This window comes from Halioxenophilus aromaticivorans, assembly GCF_042850945.1.
Classification (GTDB): Bacteria; Pseudomonadota; Gammaproteobacteria; order Pseudomonadales; family Cellvibrionaceae; genus Halioxenophilus; species Halioxenophilus aromaticivorans.
In genome coordinates this window covers 4961358-4984393 of sequence record NZ_AP031496.1, presented here as the reverse complement: position 1 = coordinate 4984393, position 23036 = coordinate 4961358, and the positions used below count along the sequence as shown (strand labels likewise).

Below are 23036 nucleotides of genomic sequence, written 5' to 3'. Positions count from 1 at the left end.
ATGCGTGTGGGAACTTGCGGAGATGAATCAGCCATATGATTTATCAACGCAAGTCCGACAATTCAAACGTTCTGTTTATCTCAAGTTATCTTGGGGTGGGCATAACCAGTTAAGAATGACGATTAAGCGTTGAGCCAAGTTTGGAGTTACCTAGATTTGATGTTCGCATCAAGCAGTATTTAGAGTAATTCAAAGAAATTAAACTGAAGAGTTTGATCATGGCTCAGATTGAACGCTGGCGGCAGGCCTAACACATGCAAGTCGAGCGGAAACGAACCTAGCTTGCTAGGAGGCGTCGAGCGGCGGACGGGTGAGTAACGCGTGGGAATCTACCGAGTAGTGGGGGACAACTTAGGGAAACTTAAGCTAATACCGCATACGCCCTACGGGGGAAAGAGGGGGATCTTCGGACCTCTTGCTATTCGATGAGCCCGCGTCAGATTAGCTAGTTGGTGGGGTAAAGGCCTACCAAGGCGACGATCTGTAGCTGGTCTGAGAGGATGATCAGCCACACTGGGACTGAGACACGGCCCAGACTCCTACGGGAGGCAGCAGTGGGGAATATTGGACAATGGGGGCAACCCTGATCCAGCCATGCCGCGTGTGTGAAGAAGGCCTTCGGGTTGTAAAGCACTTTCAGTTGTGAGGAAGGGGTTCTAGTTAACACCTAGGATCATTGACGTTAACAACAGAAGAAGCACCGGCTAACTTCGTGCCAGCAGCCGCGGTAATACGAGGGGTGCAAGCGTTAATCGGAATTACTGGGCGTAAAGCGCGCGTAGGCGGTTATTTAAGCCAGATGTGAAATCCCCGGGCTCAACCTGGGAACTGCATTTGGAACTGGGTAACTAGAATGCAGCAGAGGATAGTGGAATTTCAGGTGTAGCGGTGAAATGCGTAGAGATCTGAAGGAACATCAGTGGCGAAGGCGACTGTCTGGGCTGACATTGACGCTGAGGTGCGAAAGCGTGGGTAGCAAACAGGATTAGATACCCTGGTAGTCCACGCCGTAAACGATGTCTACTAGCCGTTGGGATCTTTAAGATTTTAGTGGCGCAGCTAACGCGATAAGTAGACCGCCTGGGGAGTACGGTCGCAAGATTAAAACTCAAATGAATTGACGGGGGCCCGCACAAGCGGTGGAGCATGTGGTTTAATTCGAAGCAACGCGAAGAACCTTACCTACTCTTGACATCCAGAGAATCCTGTAGAGATACGGGAGTGCCTTCGGGAATTCTGAGACAGGTGCTGCATGGCTGTCGTCAGCTCGTGTCGTGAGATGTTGGGTTAAGTCCCGTAACGAGCGCAACCCTTATCCTTAGTTGCCATCAGTTCGGCTGGGAACTCTAAGGAGACTGCCGGTGACAAACCGGAGGAAGGTGGGGACGACGTCAAGTCATCATGGCCCTTACGAGTAGGGCTACACACGTGCTACAATGGGCAGTACAAAGGGTTGCGAAGCCGCGAGGTGGAGCTAATCTCATAAAACTGTTCGTAGTCCGGATTGGAGTCTGCAACTCGACTCCATGAAGTCGGAATCGCTAGTAATCGTAAATCAGAATGTTACGGTGAATACGTTCCCGGGCCTTGTACACACCGCCCGTCACACCATGGGAGTGGGTTGCACCAGAAGAGGCTAGTCTAACTTCGGAGGACGGTCTCCACGGTGTGATTCATGACTGGGGTGAAGTCGTAACAAGGTAGCCCTAGGGGAACCTGGGGCTGGATCACCTCCTTAAACGAAAGCTGACATCTTCGTAAGTTTCCACACGCATTGCTTGTTTCTTGTTAAAGCAACCACAATAATTCTGGAAAGCGTAAAATCGCTCTGAAGCTTAGCTTGTGCGATTTTTTTTTCGCCGGTATTTTCTGGTTGTATAGCTTTCTGGAACTGTGGGTTGAAAATTATAGGCCTGTAGCTCAGCTGGTTAGTACCCCACAGCCATGAGCGGTGAAGCGCGGGCGAGGTTGGCAGTGATACTGTCGACAAAGTGTAGTGGGGTAAAGACTTATAGGCCTGTAGCTCAGCTGGTTAGAGCGCACCCCTGATAAGGGTGAGGTCGGCAGTTCAAGTCTGCCCAGGCCTACCAATTTTGCCGGGATTTTAACGGTAAAATCGCGAAAGCGAGATTCTAAAATGGGGCTATAGCTCAGCTGGGAGAGCGCTTGGTTTGCATCCAAGAGGTCTGCGGTTCGATCCCGCATAGCTCCACCATTTTGGAAATGTAAGTGGCAGTGCTAGTAGGTATATGAGTTGGTCATCGCGGACGAGGTCTGCGACGGAATGCCACCCCGTTCGATACCGCCGGCACGCGGAGTGATAGCTCCACCATTTTTGATGGCCAGAATATTTTCTTTTTACCTTAATGCTTTTGTTACAAAGCCTTAAGGTAAGGCGAAAGTCTTAAGTGTTTTAAAAATCAAACTCCGAGCGGGTTTGAGTTCTTTAAAAAAGTGGAAGATAAAGTAATAGTATTGATATTGCTGAGTCGTTAGTTTTGAGTTTGCGTGTAAGCGTGATATTAAAATTAACACTTTCAAAGTGACCGAGTTTAAGTGCCGTAATTTTGAAGTTTAAAATTATTGTGTTTAAAAACAAAACTCTGTCCGGTGATATTATCGTTACAAGATTGCAATCAAAGAGAACGTTTGTTTGTTTTGGTTTTAGCTTGCAGTTTAAGTTGAGGTTTAAAACAGATGAGCACTATCAAACATTGTAAGTCGCAATGGCGTGAAAGGCGCCAAAACAGTAGCTTGAGTTATATGGTCAAGCGACTAAGTGCACACGGCGGATGCCTTGGCAGTTAGAGGCGATGAAGGACGTAGGAGCCTGCGATAAGGTGAGGGGAGCCGGCAAACATGCTTTGATCCTCACATTTCCGAATGGGGCAACCCACCTGTTTACAGGTATCTTGCACTGAATACATAGGTGTAAGAGGCGAACCCGGGGAACTGAAACATCTAAGTACCCGGAGGAAAAGAAATCAACCGAGATTCCCTAAGTAGCGGCGAGCGAACGGGGAGTAGCCGATTGTTATTGTGTTAGTGGAACCATCTGGAAAGTTGGGCGATACAGGGTGATAGCCCCGTACACGAAAACGCAGTAATGACATATTAAGTAGGTCGGGACACGTGTTATCTTGACTGAAGATGGGGGGACCATCCTCCAAGGCTAAATACTCCTAACTGACCGATAGTGAACCAGTACCGTGAGGGAAAGGCGAAAAGAACCCCGGAGAGGGGAGTGAAATAGAACCTGAAATCGTGTGCATACAAGCAGTAGGAGCAGATTTATTCTGTGACTGCGTACCTTTTGTATAATGGGTCAGCGACTTATTGTCTGTAGCAAGGTTAACCATTTAGGGGAGCCGTAGGGAAACCGAGTCTTAATAGGGCGCATAGTTGCAGGCAATAGACCCGAAACCCGGCGATCTACCCATGGCCAGGTTGAAGGTGCCGTAACAGGCACTGGAGGACCGAACCGCCATCTGTTGAAAAAGATTCGGATGAGCTGTGGGTCGGAGTGAAAGGCTAATCAAGCCGGGAGATAGCTGGTTCTCCCCGAAAACTATTTAGGTAGTGCGTCATGTCTCACCCTCGGGGGTAGAGCACTGTTTGGGCTAGGGGGTCATCCCGACTTACCAACCCCATGCAAACTCCGAATACCGAGGAGTGCAATCATGGCAGACAGACGGCGGGTGCTAACGTCCGTCGTCGAAAGGGCAACAACCCAGACCGCCAGCTAAGGTCCCCAATCTCAGTTAAGTGGGAAACGATGTGGGAAGGCTTAGACAGCTAGGAGGTTGGCTTAGAAGCAGCCACCCTTTAAAGAAAGCGTAATAGCTCACTAGTCGAGTCGGCCTGCGCGGAAGATTTACCGGGGCTCAAACTGAGAACCGAAGCTGCGGATATTTTCGAATATGGTAGGGGAGCGTTCTGTAAGCCGCTGAAGGTGAACTGTGAAGTTTGCTGGAGGTATCAGAAGTGCGAATGCTGACATGAGTAACGATAAAGGGGGTGAAAAACCCCCTCGCCGGAAGACCAAGGGTTCCTGTCCAACGCTAATCGGGACAGGGTTAGTCGGCCCCTAAGGCGAGGCTGAAAGGCGTAGTCGATGGGAAACGGGTTAATATTCCCGTACTTTGTGTTATTGCGATGGAGGGACGGAGAAGGCTAGGCCAGCGTGGCGTTGGTTGTCCACGTTTAAGCTAGTAGGCTGAGATTTTAGGTAAATCCGGGATCTTAAGGCCGAGAGGTGACGACGAGTCCTCTTTGAGGATGAAGTGGTTGATGCCCTGCTTCCAGGAAAAGCTTCTAAGCATAGATAACACAGAACCGTACTCTAAACCGACACAGGTGGTCAGGTAGAGAATACCAAGGCGCTTGAGAGAACTCGGGTGAAGGAACTAGGCAAAATGGTACCGTAACTTCGGGAGAAGGTACGCTGCTGACGGTGATCCAATCGGAGTTGAGCTGTTGGCAGTCGAAGTGACCAGGTGGCTGCAACTGTTTATTAAAAACATAGCACTCTGCAAACACGTAAGTGGACGTATAGGGTGTGACGCCTGCCCGGTGCCGGAAGGTTAATTGATGGGGTTAGCACTTGTGCGAAGCTCTTGATCGAAGCCCCGGTAAACGGCGGCCGTAACTATAACGGTCCTAAGGTAGCGAAATTCCTTGTCGGGTAAGTTCCGACCTGCACGAATGGCGTAATGATGGCCACGCTGTCTCCACCCGAGACTCAGTGAAATTGAATTCGCAGTTAAGATGCTGCGTTCCCGCGGCTAGACGGAAAGACCCCGTGAACCTTTACTATAGCTTGACACTGAACTCTGAGCCTACTTGTGTAGGATAGCTGGGAGGCTTTGAAGCGATGACGCTAGTTGTCGTGGAGCCAATCTTGAAATACCAGCCTGGTATGTTTGGGGTTCTAACGCTGGTCCATTATCTGGATTGCGGACAGTGTCTGGTGGGTAGTTTGACTGGGGCGGTCTCCTCCCAAAGAGTAACGGAGGAGCACGAAGGTTGGCTAATCATGGTCGGAAATCATGAGGTTAGTGTAATGGCACAAGCCAGCTTGACTGCGAGACTGACAAGTCGAGCAGGTACGAAAGTAGGTCATAGTGATCCGGTGGTTCTGTATGGAAGGGCCATCGCTCAACGGATAAAAGGTACTCCGGGGATAACAGGCTGATACCGCCCAAGAGTTCACATCGACGGCGGTGTTTGGCACCTCGATGTCGGCTCATCACATCCTGGGGCTGAAGCCGGTCCCAAGGGTATGGCTGTTCGCCATTTAAAGTGGTACGCGAGCTGGGTTTAGAACGTCGTGAGACAGTTCGGTCCCTATCTGCCGTGGGCGTTGGAAAGTTGAGAAGAGTTGCTCCTAGTACGAGAGGACCGGAGTGAACGAACCGCTGGTGTTCGGGTTGTCATGCCAATGGCATTGCCCGGTAGCTACGTTCGGACGGGATAACCGCTGAAAGCATCTAAGCGGGAAGCCTCCTTCAAGATAAGCTTTCCCTGGGAACTTGATTCCCCTAAAGGGCCGTTTAAGACTAAGACGTTGATAGGCTGGGTGTGTAAGCGTTGTGAGGCGTTGAGCTAACCAGTACTAATTGCCCGTGCGGCTTGACCATATAACTGAATCTGCTGTTTAAGCGCCACAGATCAGTAACACCAATGTCCTGGACAGAGTTGGTTATAAACCAACACCAAGACAAGGTACTTTGAAAGCGATATCAATCTACTTTATCGACCACACCCTATTGCGAGACATTGCCCAGCGCAGTGCCTCCTACAGAATTGCTTGACGACCATAGAGTCTTGGAACCACCTGATCCCATCCCGAACTCAGTAGTGAAACGTGACATCGCCGATGGTAGTGTGGGGTTTCCCCATGTGAGAGTAGGTCATCGTCAAGCTCTTAAATCAAAACGCCGTGCTAATTCGTTAGCACGGCGTTTTTTTATGCGCGAAAGACGATGATCTGCTCTCACATGGGGGTATAAACAGAGTCGCGAAGCGACCATCGTGCATGTGGTAGTAGGGTTCAAGCCGGTCGCTCCGCGATCAAAAGCGTGCTTTTGAAGGTTTGAACGCCAGGCCAAGGATGGCCTGGCCGGCACCAAGCTCCATGGACGGCTGCTTGGCAAATAGCCAGAACGAAAACGCCTATAAACGGTATCTTGAGTAATCTCCCCTCGGTCACACGCCAGCATCAGGATCAATCTCAAGTAAATTTGGCTGGGCTTTTTTCATTTCAGCTTGCCGATGACCAATCCTTCGGATTAGGTCATGGTGATGACAGACATCCATGTCTGTCCTCCTACGGGCAACCTTCGGTTGTCTTGATCGGCTCATGCCGATCAATCAAGCTTCTATCCTAAAACCCCGAATCAGCAATGGTACCTACGCGGCCCGCCGGTCTTTTTCTTTGTGTGGCCCGCAAACGTTCAGCTGTCTTGACGATGGCCTACTCGCATGGGCACCGCTCCTGCGCACCCATGCGCCCGCGGCATACCAAACGTCCTGTTTATAAAGCCCGCTCTTTATTTGTGGGGGGCACAAGAACTTCGCATACTCAGTGTATGGACTTCGACTACTCGTGGGTGAATATCAAACTGCTCTGACCCCATTGATTGATCCTGACACCATTAATCTCATCATATAGCTTTTAGCTCCCACATAATGTTTACTTAAACGGTGGTTTTGTACGTCTATACAATAAAGAACATAATAGCCTGGGGTGTAAAATGGAGCGTTTGCATCATGTTGATGTGGCAAAGGGAATATCGATTATCTTGGTGGTGGCCAACCACTCCGCGTTACGCGCTACCGCGCCGGACTTTTTCAATGCGACGTCATCCTTACGTTTGCCTTTGTTTTTCTTTTTATCCGGCATCTTTTTTAGTCTTAAATGGTCACCGGTAGAGTTTGTCATCCGCAAAGCGGATGCTCTACTTAAGCCGTTTTTTGTAACCCTTGTTGCCATGTTAGGGCTGGACTTCTTAATAGGCTACGCCTCCGGATTTGATTTCCCTGGCGTGGTCTACGCCAGCGGTATGACTATCTCGTTAATGCCTCTGTGGTTTCTACCTCATTTGTTTTTAGTCCATTCGACTGCCTACTGCATTATTACGAAATACGGTTCTTACCTTGCTCAGCCAAAGGGCGCTGTTTATGTGTTGGTGATTGGTTTTGCTCTTGGGGCAGGTCTAATTGGCTTGTTAGATTGGTCCGCCATTCAGGTGCGTAATCACGAAGACGCGAGGGTGGGCTGGCCGTTTTCGTTAGATGTTCTGCCAATGACTCTGGCGTTTTTCTTGGCGGGCTATCTTTTGCGGGAGAAGGTCAAATCACTGAAGCCGGATTACCGGGTCGCCATACTGTTTGGGTTACTGTTTCTTTTTATTAATGTAGTGGCCGATCCGTATTTGGACTTTAACGGCCGAATCCTAAAACAACCTTGGTTGATTTTACCTTGCGCTGTTATGGGTATTTATAGCGTGCTGGTGTTTTCGTCTTTTATTGGCAGGTTCCAAAATGTGCGGCAGGCTTTTGTAAAGGTTGGGCAGTCGGGGTTGATTATCCTGGTCTTCCATAGCTTTTTTGTGGGTGATCTCTACCGTTGGTTGTTGCCGGATTTGAAGCATAAGCCACTGGTGCATGCTCTAGTTGTCGTTGGTACTTTTCTGTTGGGTATTGCTGGGCCTTTGTTATTGGAGCGGGTAATCCGAGGTAATACGGTTTTAAAAGCACTGTATTTACCACTTAATTTTTCTGCGCGGTTGGGCAGGGTTGCCGCAACCGCAAAGTGAATCTGAAACTAAGGTTTAGTAGTAAGTCGCCGCTATTGTTGCAGTGGTTTAGGTGGAAAAAACTTGGCTACCACAATAAAAAATACCGGTGCGAAAAGTATTCCCAAAATGGTCGAGGCAAGCATGCCACCCAGAATGCCGATACCCACGGAATTCTGAGAATTGGCACTAGCGCCACTGGCCAGAGCCAGTGGCAGGACACCCAGAATGAAGGTGAGTGCTGTCATCAGTATCGGCCGTAAGCGCAATCGGCAAGCCTCTAAAATGGCCGCTTTAAGTTCTATGCCCTCCAGGTAGAGTTCTTTGGCGAATTCAACGATTAAAATAGCATTGCGAGAGGCCAGCCCCATGGTAATTAATAAGCCAACTTTAAAATAAACATCGTTAAATTGGTTGAATAGCCAGGCTGCTAAGGTAGCGCCAAAGACCCCAACAGGGACTACCAACATTACCGCAAAGGGAATAGACCAGCTCTCGTATAATGCAGCCAAGCACAAAAACACGAACACCAAAGAAATCGCATACAAGTAGGCCGATTGGTCACCTGCGATTCGCTCTTGGAAAGATTGTCCTATCCAGGTGATATTGTAGGTTTGCGGTAATTGGGCAACCATAGATTCCATGGCCTGCATGGCATCACCAGAGCCAACGCCCGGGGCGGTAACGCCGTCCAGTTTGATGGCTCGTGTACCGTTGATTCTGCTGAGCGAGGGGGCGCCTAAGCTCCACTGGGAGTTGGATATCGCCGTTAGTGGCACCATCTCTCCACCAGTGTTACGTGCATACCAATCGTTGAGGTTGTCCGGTTGCATACGATAAGGTACATCGCCCTGCACGTACACGGGCTTGATCTCGCCGTTTAGATCAAAGTCGTTTACGTAGCTGCCAGCAAACACCGTGCTGATCAGCGCATTTAACGCAGATAGGTCGATGCCCAGCGCGCCGGTTTTTTCTTGGTCTATGTTGATTTCAAACTGGCTTACTAGGTTTTGCGTGTCTGATCGCAGATAGGCAAAAGCCGGGCTGCTAAAAGCCATGCCGGCCAATTGTTGGCTGGCGGAAACGATGGCTTCTTGGCCTGCGCCGGTGATGTCGTCCAAATAAAAAGAAATGCCGCCAGAATTACCTAAGCCCTGGATAGCCGGTGGTTGGGCGACAAACACATTGGCATCTCTGATCTGGCTAAAATGCGCTTGTGCTCTCGCCGCAACGGCGTCAGCGCTTTGGTGTTCTTGTTCGCGCTCAGAAAAATCTTTCAGCTTGGCAAAGGCCATGGCGGCGTTTTCGCCGTTGGCTTGGAAGCTAAAGCCGAGCACGGCAAAGAGGTTTTCTACGGTGTCCTTTTCTTGGGTAAGAAAATACTCTTCGATGTAAGACACAACCTCAGAGGTGCGCGCACTGCTGGCGCCTTCGGGCAGCGAAATCATGGTCATGATTGCGCCTTGATCTTCCTGGGGAACAAAGCTTGTGGGAATGGTTTTAAACAGCGCAGTAGTGCCGATAATTAAAATAATAAATACCACACATACTCTCAATGGCCGTACCAGCAGCCAGCCCACGCAGGGTGTGTAACGGTTAGTTAATGCGAGAATTGAGCGGTTAAACCAGCCAAACCACCGGGATGGGCGGCTGCGGCTTTGGCGCTTTAATAGATTGGCGCACATGGCGGGAGTAAGCAAAATGGCAACTAGTGTGGAGAATACTATGGCAACGGCGATGGTGATGGAGAATTGACGATAAATAATACCCACCGAGCCAGGAAACAGAGCCATGGGTGTGACCACGGTAACCAATACTACAGAGGTGCCAATCAATGCGCCGGTAATTTGCCCCATGGATTTTTGTGTGGCGGCTCTGGCCGGCAGGCGTTCTTCATCCATTAATCGCTGCACGTTTTCCACCACAACGATGGCGTCGTCTACTAGCAGGCCAATGGCAAGCACCAGAGCGAACAGGGTAAGCATATTGATGGAGTAACCGAGCACCGCCAGCACGCCTAAGGTACCGAACAGCACCACTGGAATGGCAACCACAGGAATCAATGTGGCGCGTAGGTTTTGCAAAAACAACAGCAGTACCGAAAACACTAGCCCGATGGCAACAACGATGGTTTCTAAAACCCGGGCAATAGACGTTTCTACAAATGGTGTGGTTTCAAATGCGTATTCCACCTGCACACCAGGGGGCAGAGTGCCGGCTAGGTTGTCCAACACGTCGTGCACCCCTTGGGAGGTGGTTAGCGCATTGGCTCCGCTGGCTAACTGCACGGCAAAACCGGAAGAATTCCAGCCATTAAAGCGAGTATTGAAGGTGTAATTTTCTTGCCCTAGCTCTACCCGCGCTACGTCTGCTAGGCGGACGGTGGAGCCATCCACGTCTTGTTTTAAAATAATATTTTCAAATTCGCGCACGTTGCCCAATTGCGACTGGGCGACAATTTTGGCGCGTAACTGCTGCCCCTCAACTGCAGGGCTTGCACCCAATGAGCCCGCTGTAACCTGAGTGTTTTGGGTGCTGATAGCGCTGATAACATCCTGGGGTACTAGTTGGTATTGCAGTAGGGCGTTGGGGTTTAGCCAAATGCGCATGGCGTAGCTGGAGCCAAAGACGTGTAAACCACCGACGCCTTCCACGCGTTCTACTTTATCTTGCACGCGAGTGGCCATCATATCGGCCAGCTCAGCGCCGCTGAAATCTCCATTGGGCGAAACCAATGCGCCAATCAGCAGAATACCGGAGCCGGCTCTAAAGACATTGACGCCCTGTTGGCGAACAATGGCCGGTAGTTGTGCCTCAACGTTGGACAGTTTATTTTGCACCTCAACCTGGGCCATTTGAGGGGTGACGCTGTTATCGAAAGTAAGCGTGGTGGTGGCAGAGCCATCATTGGAAGTGGATTCCATGTACAGCAGGCCGGTTAGGCCGGTCATGGCGCCTTCAATTTTATCGGTGACGGTGTTTTCAATGGCGGCGGCTGTGGCTCCAGGGTAGGTGGAGCGCACATTAATGGTGGTGGGTGCGATGTCTGGGTATTGGGATACCGACAGTGTACTTATACCGAGAATTCCGGCCAATGAAGTGGCTATGGCAAGGACGATGGCAAATACCGGCCGCGCAATAAAATAATCGGCCAGTTTGTTATGGCGAAATGAATCGTTGGCAGATTGGCTCATGGTTATTTCGCATCCCCAGCACCGTTCGCGGGTAGTGATTGGTTAACCACTCCGTTGGAGTTAATTTCCACTTCGGTAGCGGTAACGGTGGCACCGACCTTTATCTTTTGCAGGCCATCAATAATCACCCTATCGCCTACCTGTACGCCGTTGGACACAATCCAGTAATTGTCTAAAGTACTGCCGGTGGTAATGTCCCTCTGTTCAACTACGTTTTCGGCATTCACAAATAATGCCGTGGCTTGGCCCTGGGCGTCTCTTTGCACCGCTCGCTGAGGTAGCAGATAGAGATCGTCACGGCCGGAGACTTCGGCATTCACCCGCACAAACATGCCAGGCAGTAACAGCAAATTGGGGTTGGGGAATTCTGAGCGAATGGTAAAGGTGCTGGTGGTTTCGCTAACCACGGTATCGGCCAATGATAGGCGGCCAGTCTGTGGGTATTGGGAGCCATCCTCTAGGTTAATAAATAGCTCCGGTGAATTGGCGTTATCGGCATTGAAGCTGGCGGTGGGCTCCTGTTGGCGGATTCGCAACCAGTGGGCGCTAGTGTCTACTAGGTCTACGTAGATAGGGTCCATTTGCCGCACGGTGGCCAGGGTGTCGGCTTGGTTGGCGGTCACCAAGGCGCCAACATCCACCGATCGGCGCCCGATAATACCGCTGATGGGCGATTTCACAGTCGCGTAATTGAGGTTGAGCTCTGTCGTTTTCAGCTCGGCTTTGGCTACTGCCAATTCAGCCTGCGCCACCCGTACGTTGGTACGCGCTTCATCTAGGTCTTCGGCTGTGATGGCTTGGGATTTGGCCAGTTTTTCCCGTCGGCTAAGAGTGGCTTGCATTTGTGCCACACTGGCTGCGGCCCGCTCCACATTGGCAACAGCGGCATCTTTGGCGGCCTGGTAACGCTGGTTGTCCAACTGAAATAGGGCATCACCTTTCTTTATGGTGGTGCCTTCCTTAAACAGTATTGCCTCGATGATGCCATCCACCTGTGGGCGGATCTCTGCTGTGGCATAGGCGCTAACGCGGCCGGGTAGCTCAAATGGCACTTTGATGGGTTCTTGTTGAACCGTAATGACGCCTACCTGGGGCACAGATTGCCCCTGCCCAGGCACTGAGGGGCGAGTTGACTTGGCGCTATCGCTGCCGCAGCCGTGTAAAGCAATAACGGCTAGGATTGTGGCGACTGGGCGGAGGAATTTAGGCATAGGGGTCTTCTTTAGGCATGTTCTGGGCGTACGGGCGCCGTTTGGGAAAAGCGAATGCGTGGTTGCTCTTCAATCGTTCTGGTGCAGCTTAAGCTGTCTTAATATCGATATTGATCATGCCTGTTGAGCTAAACAGCGTCAACAGCCGGTTTTGGGCTGTATAGGGTGGACGTAGATGGGGCAGTAGCAAGGGCGGCTAGTAGCCGAACGGTGCCCAAAAGGGCACCGTGAAGGCTATGGGTGCAGTGCAACGGTGTCTTGTGAGCGAATGACAATATCCACTCGTCGCTCAAAGGCGTAACCTTCGCTGTCGCCTTTGACGGCGGTGGAAAGGTTAGACCCCTCGCCACGGCTGGCGATACGACCTTCGGCCACGCCTAACTCAATCAACTGATCGGCAACCGCCTTAGCCCGGTATTGTGAAAGCACGTTGTTGTATTCGTCGGTACCACGGGGATCGGTGTGGCCAATGAGTTCTACCACGGTATCTGGGTCGTAGTTGATTACCTCAGCCAGCACTTCGATAATGGCCAGGCCATCCTGGGTGAGCTGATCCGAATTGGATTCGAAAAATACCTCGCCCGGTAAATTGGACAAGATATCGGTAAATTTCAGTTCCAAGTCTCGCTGGTGCTTATTCTGAGCTTCCATCAGTGCTTCGTTCATAGCTAGGGTGTTCTCCAGGCTGGCGATGGTTTTGATTGATTCCTCGTTTTCTTGTTTGGCTTGGTCACCGTGTTTAATGTCTTCGCCAATCAAGGCGCCTACGGTGGCCCCGGCGATTAAGCCAAATGGCCCGCCGGCGATAGCGCCGAGTACGGCGCCGCCAGTGAATATGGCGCCTTGTTTAGCCTCGCTAGTGCTCGCCTGGGCGCCGCTGCCAGCGATCAATAAAGTTACGGAAAGGGCACTGCACAGTACGGTCTTTTTCATGGGATATTCCTCGCGTTTGGTATGACTTGCGGCTCGTTGCCGTGTGATTACCATTTAACGCTGAGGATGGGGCAGGGCTGGGGCGCAAATGCGGATTAACTGAGTTAAATTGTGGCCAAATATGGCATAGGTTTTGGTGTGATATTTAGCTAGGTAATTTCCAGGTCTTTCAGGGCTTTAACCGTGTCATTGAGGTGAGCCTGAATTCGGCGGGAGAGTAAATCCGCTATCTCGGGTAATTGACGGCCAAGCCGTGTTACAAGACTGATTTTTGTGGAGTTAAATAATTCGTTATCGGTTTTTCTGCTTATCAATCGGTCGCCAAGAATGTCACTCATTGCTGCGATATCTGGCAAAAAACTAATCCCACCCCCGGAGATGACGAAATCTTTCATTAGATGAATGGAATTGGTAGTTACGGTTGGACTTATAAGTCGTTCCGCGATATCGATGACTTGTCGGATTCGATAGGAACGATTGGGCAGAGCGATATTCTCATTGGTTAAATCGCTGAGTTTTATGATGGGCTCGTCGGCTAGCCTATGATTCTTCGGAAGCAATACTTTGATTGGCTGATCGAGTACTAATTTCTCGCGAATGGCAGGATCTCTCGGAACGTCGAAGATAAGCCCGAAATGAATTTCGTCTTGCTTTACTAGCTCGATAATGTGATTCGACTTGGCGAGTAAAACGTCCACGTCAATGCCGCTGTATTTGGCAATAAAACGATTGATACGCTGATTGAACTCTGGCGACATGAAACCTTCGCCGATTGCGATCTTGACAACGCCCTTTTGCAAGCTTTTAAAGCTATCTAAGTGGCTGAAAAACACCTCTTCTTGTGCGCAGATTGCAATAAAGTGATCTATAGCCAACTGGCCTGCCTGGGTTAGTTTGACCCCCCGCCGACCTTTCTCTATCAGGTCAATACCTAACTCTTGCTCCAGGGTTGCAATTTGGCGGGTAACAGAAGAAGCCGCGACTTCCATGGCTTCACTTGCCGCATTCATTGTTCCGTGTCTGTTTGCTTCGTACAGATATTTAAGCCGAGTGATATTAACTTTGGAGTCCAAAAATTACTTCTCCTATTTGGCGAGAATGAATCATCTAGCAAGAGGGGCACTGATTTCGACTATACGGCTAGATTGCGTTAAAGGCAATAAAGTTAAAGCATTGTTGCTATTGATGAAAGCGCGGCTGGAACATAACGTAGCTCTAGCCTCGCGCTTAACGTTGAACCAACTAAACGCGTGGCTATGGACTGCCCTGGTCTACTGGGCAAAGCAAGAAAACAGAGAGGCGTTACCACGATGGATAGAAATTCAGTGAGTTGGAAAGGCTACATTCCGGCTATAACCACGACTTTCGATGAGCAAGGTGAATTAGATGCAGGTGGTATGCGCGAACTGTTGCGTTGGTACCTGCAAGAGGGGATGCATGGCGTGGTGACGTTGGGTACTCAAGGTGAGTGGTTCAATATGCGTTACGAAGAAAAATATGAAGTAATGTCGGTTGTCAGTGAGGAAATGAAGGGCAAGTGTACGATTATTGCTGGTTGTAACGATTTTTCAGTGGATGGCGTAGTGCGCAACGCGGCTGCGGCAGAAGAGTTAGGCTTTGATGGGATGTTATTATCTGCCCCGCCTTACATGAAACCAACGGAAAGGGAGATTTACGAGTTCTACAAAGCTGTTAGTGAGCGTGTAAATTTACCAGTGTGCGTTTACAACTGGCCCCCGGGCACCAACGTTGATATGTCTTTTGAGCTTTTAGACAAACTGGCAGACTTAGACAAAGTTGTTGCAATAAAAAACTCGACGCCCAATCTACATCATTTCATAAATGTCTTTTCCAAGCTCCGTCATAAAGTAAAGGTATTTGGAATTCCCATTAGCGAATTGGGTCTAGCACTGATGCAACAACCGAATGCCGATGGCATGATGGGGGCCGGTGGAGTGTTGGGAAAAGATCAGCCCGACTTTTTCAACCATATATGGAATGGTCGTTATCGGGACGCTCTAGAACTGAGCCGTAAAGACAACTATTTGATGAATGCTTTTTTTCACGCAGATTATACCGGAAAGTTTGGCTCCGCCCAGGCTATATTTAAAGCTGCGTTGAACCTTCAGGGGCTACCCGGAGGGCATGTGCGCAAACCGTTACTCGATTTAAAAGACGATGGCGTAGCGATTGTACGTGCAACGCTCGAGGAATTAGGCAGGTTGTAGAATGCAGAAGGCAGATGTAGCGATTGTAGGTGCGGGCATAATAGGGTGTGCTTGTGCTTACTATCTCGCTCGGGCTGGTCTATCAGTTGTGGTTATTGACCGTGATCAGATCAACAGCGGCGCCTCAGGTAGAAACGCAGGTTCTTTGCATTTTCAGCTCGAATACCGACTCATTCAAAATCAGGAGGCTCTGCATACTCAACTGCCACATCTTATCCCATTAACTCTGGCGGCCATCGAGCAATGGAAATCACTGGATAAAGAGCTGGGTGCTGACATTGGCTTGGGTATGTCGGGTGGGATGATGCTAGCCGAAACGTCACAGCAGGTTTCTATCTTGGAGCGGAAAGCGGAAGTAGAAAATAAATACGGTTTGGCGGTAACGTTACTGGACAAAAATCAGACTTTAGCAAAGGCGCCCTATTTAAGTGACAGTATAAACGCAGCGCTTTTTTGCGAGTTTGAAGGCCACTGTAACCCGCGGTTGTTAACGCCAGCTTTTTCTCGTGCGGCTGCAGAGCTTGGGGTTGATTTTAGCGTAGAGTCACTAGTGCAGCGAGTGGATAGACGCTCTGGGAAATGGCATCTTCAGGTGCAGAAAGAAAATACCACTTCAACAGTTGTGGTGGAGCATGTCGTAAACGCGGCGGGAGCCTGGGCTCACGAGTTTGGCTTGAAGGCCAATGTGCATCTCCCGATTTTTCCAGTCCCTCTGATGATGAGTGTCACCGAGTCAACTCCGAAATTTTTAAATTACCTAATTCAACATGTGGGACAAAAGCTCTCGTTGAAACAGGTAGCCGATGGTAACGTACTTATTGGTGGCGGTTGGTCTTCTCGATTAAAAGGTGATGGTATCGCTAAAACGGTAGCGCGTGAGGCTGATATAGAATTATCACAACTCAAAGCCAATTTGCGGGTGGCCAGTAATACCATTCCAGCTCTCAAGAAATTAAATTTGCTGCGGACCTGGACCGGGATTACTGGCGTCACCGCGGATCAATTACCATTGGTTGGGGGCATTAAAGCGGCACCGGGTATGCATGTTGCTGCGGGAGGCTCCGGTTTCACTTATGGGCCTATCTACGCGAAATTACTGAGTGAATCGATTTTAACCGGCCGTGAGCCGGAGCTGATTGCGCCTTACTCACCTAATCGGTTTTCACACATCAATATGTTTATGGGTGCATAGCAACTATGAGTTGGCGTATCACGACCAATATAACACGTACTCCTGAAATCCAAGTAACGCTGAATGGCGACACAGTCACCGCACATGAAAACGAGTCTATAGCAGCCGTTCTGTTAATTTGCGATCAGTTGATTAGCCAAATCAATCGCTTCGGCCAGCCGCGTGCCCCACTTTGCAACATGGGAACCTGCTACGAATGTTTAGTGCAAGTGCGCTACCCCGGAGAGGAAAATTATAGTGCAGTCCGGTCGTGTTTGACGCCCGTGGCCGCAGGTATGGACATTAAGGCCGGTAGGGAGATCAAACCGAACGTGAACGTAAAACCTGTAGCTGGTGAATCGTGACGGAATTGCAAGCGAGGGATGTTGGCATTATAGGTGCCGGGCCTGCGGGTTTAGCAGCGGCGGAAACACTGGCACAGTACGGCTTCTCGGTGGTCATATTCGACGAACAACTTACGGCCGGGGGCCAGATTTTCCGACAACCCCCACGTGGCTTCAAAAACAAAAACTGGCTCAAGGAATCACTTTATAAAGCGGGGCGAGACCTGGTCCACAGGGCAGAAAAAAACGCATCTTTGCAATGGCGACTGGGGGTCACAGTTCAAGGGGTAGTAACCGGAAAGGACTCCGATGGCAGTGATATTTTCACTGTAATTTACCAAAACCTTGCCGACCCTAAGAGCCGCGGGATACATGAACAGCTTTGCCGAAAAGTTTTGCTTGCCACCGGTTGTCATGAGGCGCCTATCGCTTTTCCTGGCTGGAATACACCCGGAGTGATGATGGCTGGTGGTATGCAAGCTTTTATAAAGAGCCAATCTATTGTGCCTGGTGATCGCTTTGTGTTCTCTGGTACGCACCCTCTACAGATAGTTGTTGCCAGTCAAATTGTTGAGGCTGGCGGCAGCGTCGGGGTAGTGGCCTTTGCCCAATCCTGGCGTGCTCTAGGAACAGCTTTTAAGTCTCCTTTGGCCGTATTACGTTATCCTAAAAAGCTGCTCTATATATTTAAATGCCTACTTGTATTAATGCGCGCAAAAGTTCCGATATGGCATTCGACCATCGTCACACGCGCTATAGGCGCCGACGAGCTGGAGCAAGTTGACTTTAAACGGCAGGTGGGATCGGCGCGAGCAGATATGTCAGATGGTACCGGGGACGCTCCGCCTTTTATAACGAAGACAATTGCAGCTAATCGTCTGGCGCTTTGTTTCAATTTCTCGGTATCTAGTGAATTGGCAAAACAGGCGGGAGCGCAAACCGTTTGGTCTCGGGAGAATGGCGGTTATCTAGTTAAGCATAACGAATGGCAGGAAAGCTCAAAAAAAGGGCTATTTGTTGCCGGTGAAATCACGATGATGGCTGGCGCAGATGCAGCGATGGATGAAGGTACGCTGGCGGCGCTAGGGATAGTAATGAGCGAAGGTCCAGAGGGAACCCTAGCCAAGGAAATTGGTAGACGAGCTAAAAAGGTGCGTAAAAACCTAGCTAAGCAATTAGAGTTTGCGAATGTACTTAAAGCGATTGCTCGAAGTGGAGAATCCTACGATCAGCTCGAACAAGTCGATACTCTAATCTGTAAATGTGAAAATGTCTCGGTTTCTGAATTTTTGCAAATTGTGGAAGATAACCCACAGGCAACTTCAGTGAATTCTCTTAAATTACTTTCTCGTGCTGGTATGGGAATGTGCCAAGGGCGTTACTGCCACCGGATAGTAAAAAGGATATTAGCTGAACGTTATGATCGGTCGGAGGCCAGTACCGGTGATTTTAGTGCTCAATTTCCTGCTAAGCCAATTTCTATCGAAGCATTTTTAGAGCAGTAATTAATTGTCCTTTTTAGGGCGCAATAGCCGAAGGCCCCAAGTATTTGCCGATAGCCCGCCCATTTTTCAGTATCAGTGTGTCGTGATGTATCTTCAGTGATCGAGTTCCCGCATTCCAGCTGCAGCAAACTACTGAGTCTCGTTGCGGTGCTGTTACAGGCTGAAGGCAGTCGAAAGTAATTACTAGGTTCACTCGCTCTCCCAAATAACGCGACTACCATCCCAACAAACTGTGTGGGCCAGCCTCTCAAAGTTATTAATGCGCAAATAACATCTATTCCAATCATTTTTGCACAAATCTTGCTGTATCAATTACCGAACCGCGGCGATAGTGAAGTTATGGGTACAGCGTATTCAACTTCGGCCTTATATCTTATGTTGAATGAATGTGTAGGAAATTTTGATGCACAAGAACGTCCCCCTCCTAAGATTGCGTGCACGCAAGTGGTGCAATGGCTGGCAAGTTACAATGAAATAATCCCCAGATTAGAAATAAGATTTGTTTGGGCTGATATTAGCGCTGCTTTTTGTGAGCCGCTTTTAATTTTGAAGGTGTTTACGGTTGATTCGAGCCGTGCACAGTGAGATTAAATGATGTTTTCAGTCGTGAATACCATTCTTTGAACCGGTAAGCGATTGCTTTTTTCCTAAAAACTATTTTTAGGTTATTTCGTCACGCTTTTGATTTGCTAGATTTCCGATAACTCAATGTCTTTTCTTGGTGATCGCCAATTTAAATCCCCTCCCCGCAACTCAGTTTTGTAATTATTTAATGAAATTTTTTTGTGAGCATCCAAAACTGCGCCTTAATTTGCGCTCAGTGCAAAGATTATCGATATGTTGTGCTATTGATGAGTTTTACCCCGGTGTTAATGTAGATGACAACAGGCGAGGTGCTAAAAACTTGATCAGTTTTTTAAGCCTCGACGAGATTAGCGACATTGATACTAATACTTTAGGAATGGAGAGTTTGTGGTGATGCATATTAATTTGAAGCAAAAGCAATTGCCCTGGTTATTAGCGACAGTTTTTATGGCGGGTTCTTCTGCTGTGGCCGCGGAGACTTCAGGGCAGATGGAAGAGGTTATTCTTACTGCCACTAAGCGAGGCGATGCCGGTATTCAAGATATTCCATTCGCTGTGCAGGCGTTGGGCGGTGAAGCTCTTGAAAGTATGGGGGCTGCCGATTTTGGTGATTTCTTTCGTATGGTGCCAGGCCTAGCGGTATTCGACCAAGGCCCCGGGGACAAGCGTTATATTATCCGTGGTGTGAATTCTACAGGTGCCGGTACAGTCGGCCTGTATATGGATGAGGTTATTATTACAGGTGAGAATGCGCAAGACGGTGGTGGTCGCCAGCCCGATTTAAAACTGTTTGATATAGATCGCGTTGAGGTTCTTAAAGGCCCGCAGGGGACTACCTTTGGTTCCAGTTCTCTTTCCGGGACAATCCGTTACATCACTAAAAAGCCAGATTTCGAAGGTCCGTCTGCCGATGTTACATTCGGTTTGCGCAGCACTGATGGCGCGGACCTTGGCCATGAGATAGAAGTCGCCGGCAACTTGCCATTGATTGATGACGTTTTGGCTGTGCGCGTGGCTGGATACAAACTTGCGCGAGAAGGTTTTATCGATAATCAAATAGCAGACGACGTTAACGATGAAGATACATCGGCCGGTCGAGTCTCGTTGTTGTACACGCCTACAGATCGCCTTTCCATTTACGCCATGGCCATGAATCAGGATTCCGAAACAGGCGGACCTTCCTACTATCACGAAAACGACTATTTAGGTAATGCGCTGAGAGAGTATGCACAAGCCGATTTGACCAAAAATGGTTTTGAAGATGACATGAGCTTGTACAACTTAACTGCTGATTATGACCTTGACGTCGGTACGATTACCGCAACTACATCTAAATTAAAAAGAGACACACGTTTTAGCCGAGATACCTCGTTTTATTTAGACTACGTTTTTGGCTGGGATTATTTAACCGAAGGCCGGAGTGTGATTACTCAGCCGAAGGCGCGAGAAGTCGACTCCTACGAGCTTAGATTTGCATCCGATTTTAGTGACCCATTCCAGGTTTTAGTGGGTGGCTTTAAGCAATCGGAAGAACGCTTTTTCCGCAGTTCGATTGTTCAGGCTAATGCTAGCGGTGTAATGATGTCTGACGGCTATTATTCTCTTGATCGCACGGTAGCGACTGAAGTGGAAGAGTCTGCGCTTTTCGCTGAACTAAGCTATGACTTAACCGATAAGATTACTGTGACAGCAGGGGCGCGCTGGTTTGACTACGAATATGATGAGCAAGGTATTTCGCTACAAGGTGCGTCCGGAGGTGCTGGTTCAGGTCCAGGGCCCGTATTGAGCTTCGAAGAAGACGATATCATCGGAAAATTTAATCTCTCTTACCAAATAAACGAAGACCATATGGCTTACTTTCAGTGGGCACAAGGGTTTCGGTCCGGTGGTGCTAACGATCAAACCGCAGCACAACTGGCTGGTGTCACAATACCCGCAGGGTACGGCTCTGACTCACTTAATAATTTCGAAGTCGGTTTTAAGGATACCTTTCTAAATGGTGCGTTAGTTTTAAATACAGCGGTGTACTACATCGATTGGTCTGATATTCAGATCCAAGACCAGGCGACGGACGGGGTATTGTCTTTCCCTTATCGTGGTAACGGTGGCGCGGCGGAAATCTACGGCTTCGAATTTGATGCTACTGCCTACCCAATGGATGGGTTGTCGCTAACTTTTAGCGGTAGTCTTCTGCAAGCGGAGCTATCGGAAGATAATCCCATTCCAAGCTCCGGCGTGGATGGCGACAAAATACCCTATACGCCAGAGACTACCTTTTCGCTCAGTGGCCGCTACGAGTGGGCGGTGGGAACCTCTACCATGTTGGGGTTTGTCGGTGGCGACCTAGCCTACGTTGGTGAACGTCAAACTGAACTACGCCCAGATTCCTCTACCTACCTAGAGCTTGATAGCTATGCGTTAGCGAATCTTCGAGCTGGAGTGGAGGATGATAGTTGGTCGGCATCGTTATCGGTCAACAATGTTTTCAACGACGATACGGTGACGGATGTATTCCGTACAATACCGGGTGTATATCCCGATGGCTACTTATTCAATAACCCAAGAACCTTAATCCTATCATTTAAAAAATCATTCTACTAAAAACCAGGCCGCACTCTGCTAGAAGGGTGTGGCCAGTGTTTTTACCTGGTTGTTACACGATTTTTCGAGCTAAAACTCTTTATGACAGTTACACAATCCCCAACAAAGTGGTCTTCACAATTTGCGTTTCTTGCCGCAGCGATCGGCAGCGCCGTAGGAATATCCAATATTTGGAAGTTTACCTATGTGGCCGGAGAAAATGGTGGTGGATTATTTATCGCTGTCTATGTAATTGCATTGATTGTCATCTCGATTCCTGCATTGATTGCCGAACTGCTGATTGGCAGATCTGGCGGTAAAAGCGTGGTTGGCACCATGGCCGTGCTTAAGCGTGACCAGGGGATTAGCAAGTACTGGCGTTACTACGGATTTATGGCGGCGCTGGGAGTATTTTTAGCGCTTAGCTTTTACTGCGTTATAGCGGGTTGGACACTGGACTATTTTGTTCAGTCAGTTAGTGGTGGGTTACAGGAGGTGAATGCCGACAAATCCAATTCGCTGTTTGCAAACCTAATGACCAGCCCCGTGCGGTTAATGGCTTCTCAGGCAGTATTTCTAGTACTGACCGCTTTGGTGGTTGCGCTGGGTGTTAAGTCTGGTTTGGAGCGTGTGCTCAGGTGGCTTACACCGGGGTTGTTTATCATTCTATTGCTTTTGGTCCTGTATGCCGTTATCGCTGGTGACTTGGTCTCGGCGTTAAAATTTATGTTTGTGCCAAACCTGGAGCAGTTCTCCGCCAATGTTATTTTGATGGCGGTTGGCCAGGCATTTTTCTCTTTGGGTGTGGGCCTGGGCGTATTGATGACCATTGGCGCATACATGAAGCAAGAATTTTCCCTGGTGCGAGCGGCTTTGGTTGTTGCTGCGGCCGACGGCGGTGTTGCCATATTGTCGGGTATCGCGATCTTTCCAATTGTATTTGCATTCGATCTCTCACCTGCCGGTGGGCCTGGTCTTATCTTTCAAACACTGCCCGTCGCTTTTGGGCAAATGCCAGGTGGTGAAATTTTTGGTCCAATATTCTTCTTGTTGTTAGCCATGGCCGCGCTGACATCGTCCATTACCATCATGGAAACCTTGGTAGCTTGGCTTGAAGAAACGACTTCTCTCGCTCGGCCTGTATTGGCGGCGCTGTCTGCTTTGGCTATCTTCATCCTTGGTTTGGCGACAGTGTTTTCATTCAATGTTTGGGCCGACTTTAAACCTTTGTCTATGTTCCCGCTTTTTGCTGATAAAACTTTGTTTGGGCTAATAGATTATCTGGTATCAAATATTTTAATGCCGGCTGGCGGGATTTTGGTGGCAGTGCTCGCTGGGTGGGCGATGACTAGAGATCAAGTAAGAGCACAGCTAAACACCGTAAGCGATACATGGTTTGGCATTTGGTACTCGTTAGTACGCTATTTAGTGCCGATTGCGGTCGCTAGTGTATTTCTAATCAATTTATTTTAACTTGCGCTTAACA

12 protein-coding genes, 2 tRNA genes and 3 rRNA genes are annotated in these 23036 nt (G+C 49.2%); 13 read left to right on the top strand and 4 right to left on the bottom strand.

Annotated features, from left to right (window positions below; genetic code table 11):
* Positions 1–200 precede the first annotated feature (200 nt).
* The 6 genes from ACGHM3_RS21260 to ACGHM3_RS21235 all read left to right on the top strand — a co-directional run bounded on the left by ACGHM3_RS21260 (position 201) and on the right by ACGHM3_RS21235 (position 7820).
* Positions 201–1738: ribosomal RNA gene (locus tag ACGHM3_RS21260) — 16S ribosomal RNA — on the top strand.
* A 275-nt stretch (positions 1739–2013) separates the two neighbouring features.
* Positions 2014–2090: transfer RNA gene (locus ACGHM3_RS21255), tRNA-Ile, on the top strand.
* Positions 2091–2139: 49 nt separating this feature from the next.
* A tRNA-Ala gene (locus ACGHM3_RS21250) sits at positions 2140–2215 on the top strand.
* A gap of 550 nt (positions 2216–2765) precedes the next feature.
* A 23S ribosomal RNA gene (locus ACGHM3_RS21245) occupies positions 2766–5639 on the top strand.
* A 169-nt stretch (positions 5640–5808) separates the two neighbouring features.
* Positions 5809–5924, top strand: a 5S ribosomal RNA gene (rrf, locus tag ACGHM3_RS21240).
* Together the 16S, 23S and 5S rRNA genes with 2 tRNA genes alongside form the textbook arrangement of a ribosomal RNA operon.
* A gap of 831 nt (positions 5925–6755) precedes the next feature.
* Positions 6756–7820, top strand: coding sequence for an acyltransferase family protein (locus tag ACGHM3_RS21235; RefSeq protein WP_345417143.1), 1065 nt, complete (start codon positions 6756–6758; stop codon positions 7818–7820).
* Between the two features lie 32 nt (positions 7821–7852).
* Here ACGHM3_RS21235 and ACGHM3_RS21230 read toward each other — a convergent pair whose 3' ends face one another.
* The 4 genes from ACGHM3_RS21230 to ACGHM3_RS21215 form a co-directional block, all read right to left on the bottom strand.
* Positions 7853–10993, bottom strand: coding sequence for an efflux RND transporter permease subunit (locus ACGHM3_RS21230; RefSeq protein WP_345417140.1), 3141 nt, complete (start codon positions 10991–10993; stop codon positions 7853–7855).
* Between the two features lie 2 nt (positions 10994–10995).
* Positions 10996–12204 (bottom strand): efflux RND transporter periplasmic adaptor subunit, encoded by a 1209-nt coding sequence (locus ACGHM3_RS21225; RefSeq protein ID WP_345417137.1) that lies wholly within the window; start codon positions 12202–12204, stop codon positions 10996–10998.
* A gap of 234 nt (positions 12205–12438) precedes the next feature.
* Positions 12439–13137 carry an OmpA family protein gene (locus ACGHM3_RS21220; protein WP_345417134.1) on the bottom strand — a complete coding sequence of 233 codons (699 nt, stop codon included), beginning with the start codon at positions 13135–13137 and terminating at the stop codon, positions 12439–12441.
* 149 nt (positions 13138–13286) lie between these two features.
* Positions 13287–14210: a LysR family transcriptional regulator gene (locus ACGHM3_RS21215; protein ID WP_345417131.1), complete on the bottom strand. Its 924-nt coding sequence runs from the start codon at positions 14208–14210 to the stop codon at positions 13287–13289.
* A gap of 237 nt (positions 14211–14447) precedes the next feature.
* Here ACGHM3_RS21215 and ACGHM3_RS21210 point away from each other — a divergent pair, with 237 nt between their 5' ends.
* The 7 genes from ACGHM3_RS21210 (at position 14448) to ACGHM3_RS21180 (ending at position 23023) form a co-directional block, all read left to right on the top strand.
* Positions 14448–15365: a dihydrodipicolinate synthase family protein gene (locus tag ACGHM3_RS21210; RefSeq protein ID WP_345417129.1), complete on the top strand. Its 918-nt coding sequence runs from the start codon at positions 14448–14450 to the stop codon at positions 15363–15365.
* Position 15366: 1 nt separating this feature from the next.
* Entirely contained in the window at positions 15367–16557 is a 1191-nt protein-coding gene (locus ACGHM3_RS21205) for an FAD-dependent oxidoreductase (protein ID WP_345417127.1), read from the top strand.
* A 5-nt stretch (positions 16558–16562) separates the two neighbouring features.
* Positions 16563–16901 carry a (2Fe-2S)-binding protein gene (locus tag ACGHM3_RS21200; RefSeq protein WP_390517579.1) on the top strand — a complete coding sequence of 113 codons (339 nt, stop codon included), beginning with the start codon at positions 16563–16565 and terminating at the stop codon, positions 16899–16901.
* Positions 16898–18385, top strand: coding sequence for an NAD(P)/FAD-dependent oxidoreductase (locus ACGHM3_RS21195; protein WP_345417124.1), 1488 nt, complete (start codon positions 16898–16900; stop codon positions 18383–18385). The genes ACGHM3_RS21200 and ACGHM3_RS21195 overlap by 4 nt, the downstream gene beginning before the upstream one ends.
* A gap of 234 nt (positions 18386–18619) precedes the next feature.
* Entirely contained in the window at positions 18620–18970 is a 351-nt protein-coding gene (locus ACGHM3_RS21190; RefSeq protein WP_345417121.1) for a hypothetical protein, read from the top strand.
* 393 nt (positions 18971–19363) lie between these two features.
* Positions 19364–21571, top strand: coding sequence for a TonB-dependent receptor (locus ACGHM3_RS21185; protein ID WP_345417118.1), 2208 nt, complete (start codon positions 19364–19366; stop codon positions 21569–21571).
* Positions 21572–21652: 81 nt separating this feature from the next.
* Positions 21653–23023, top strand: coding sequence for a sodium-dependent transporter (locus ACGHM3_RS21180; RefSeq protein ID WP_345417115.1), 1371 nt, complete (start codon positions 21653–21655; stop codon positions 23021–23023).
* Positions 23024–23036: the final 13 nt, after the last annotated feature.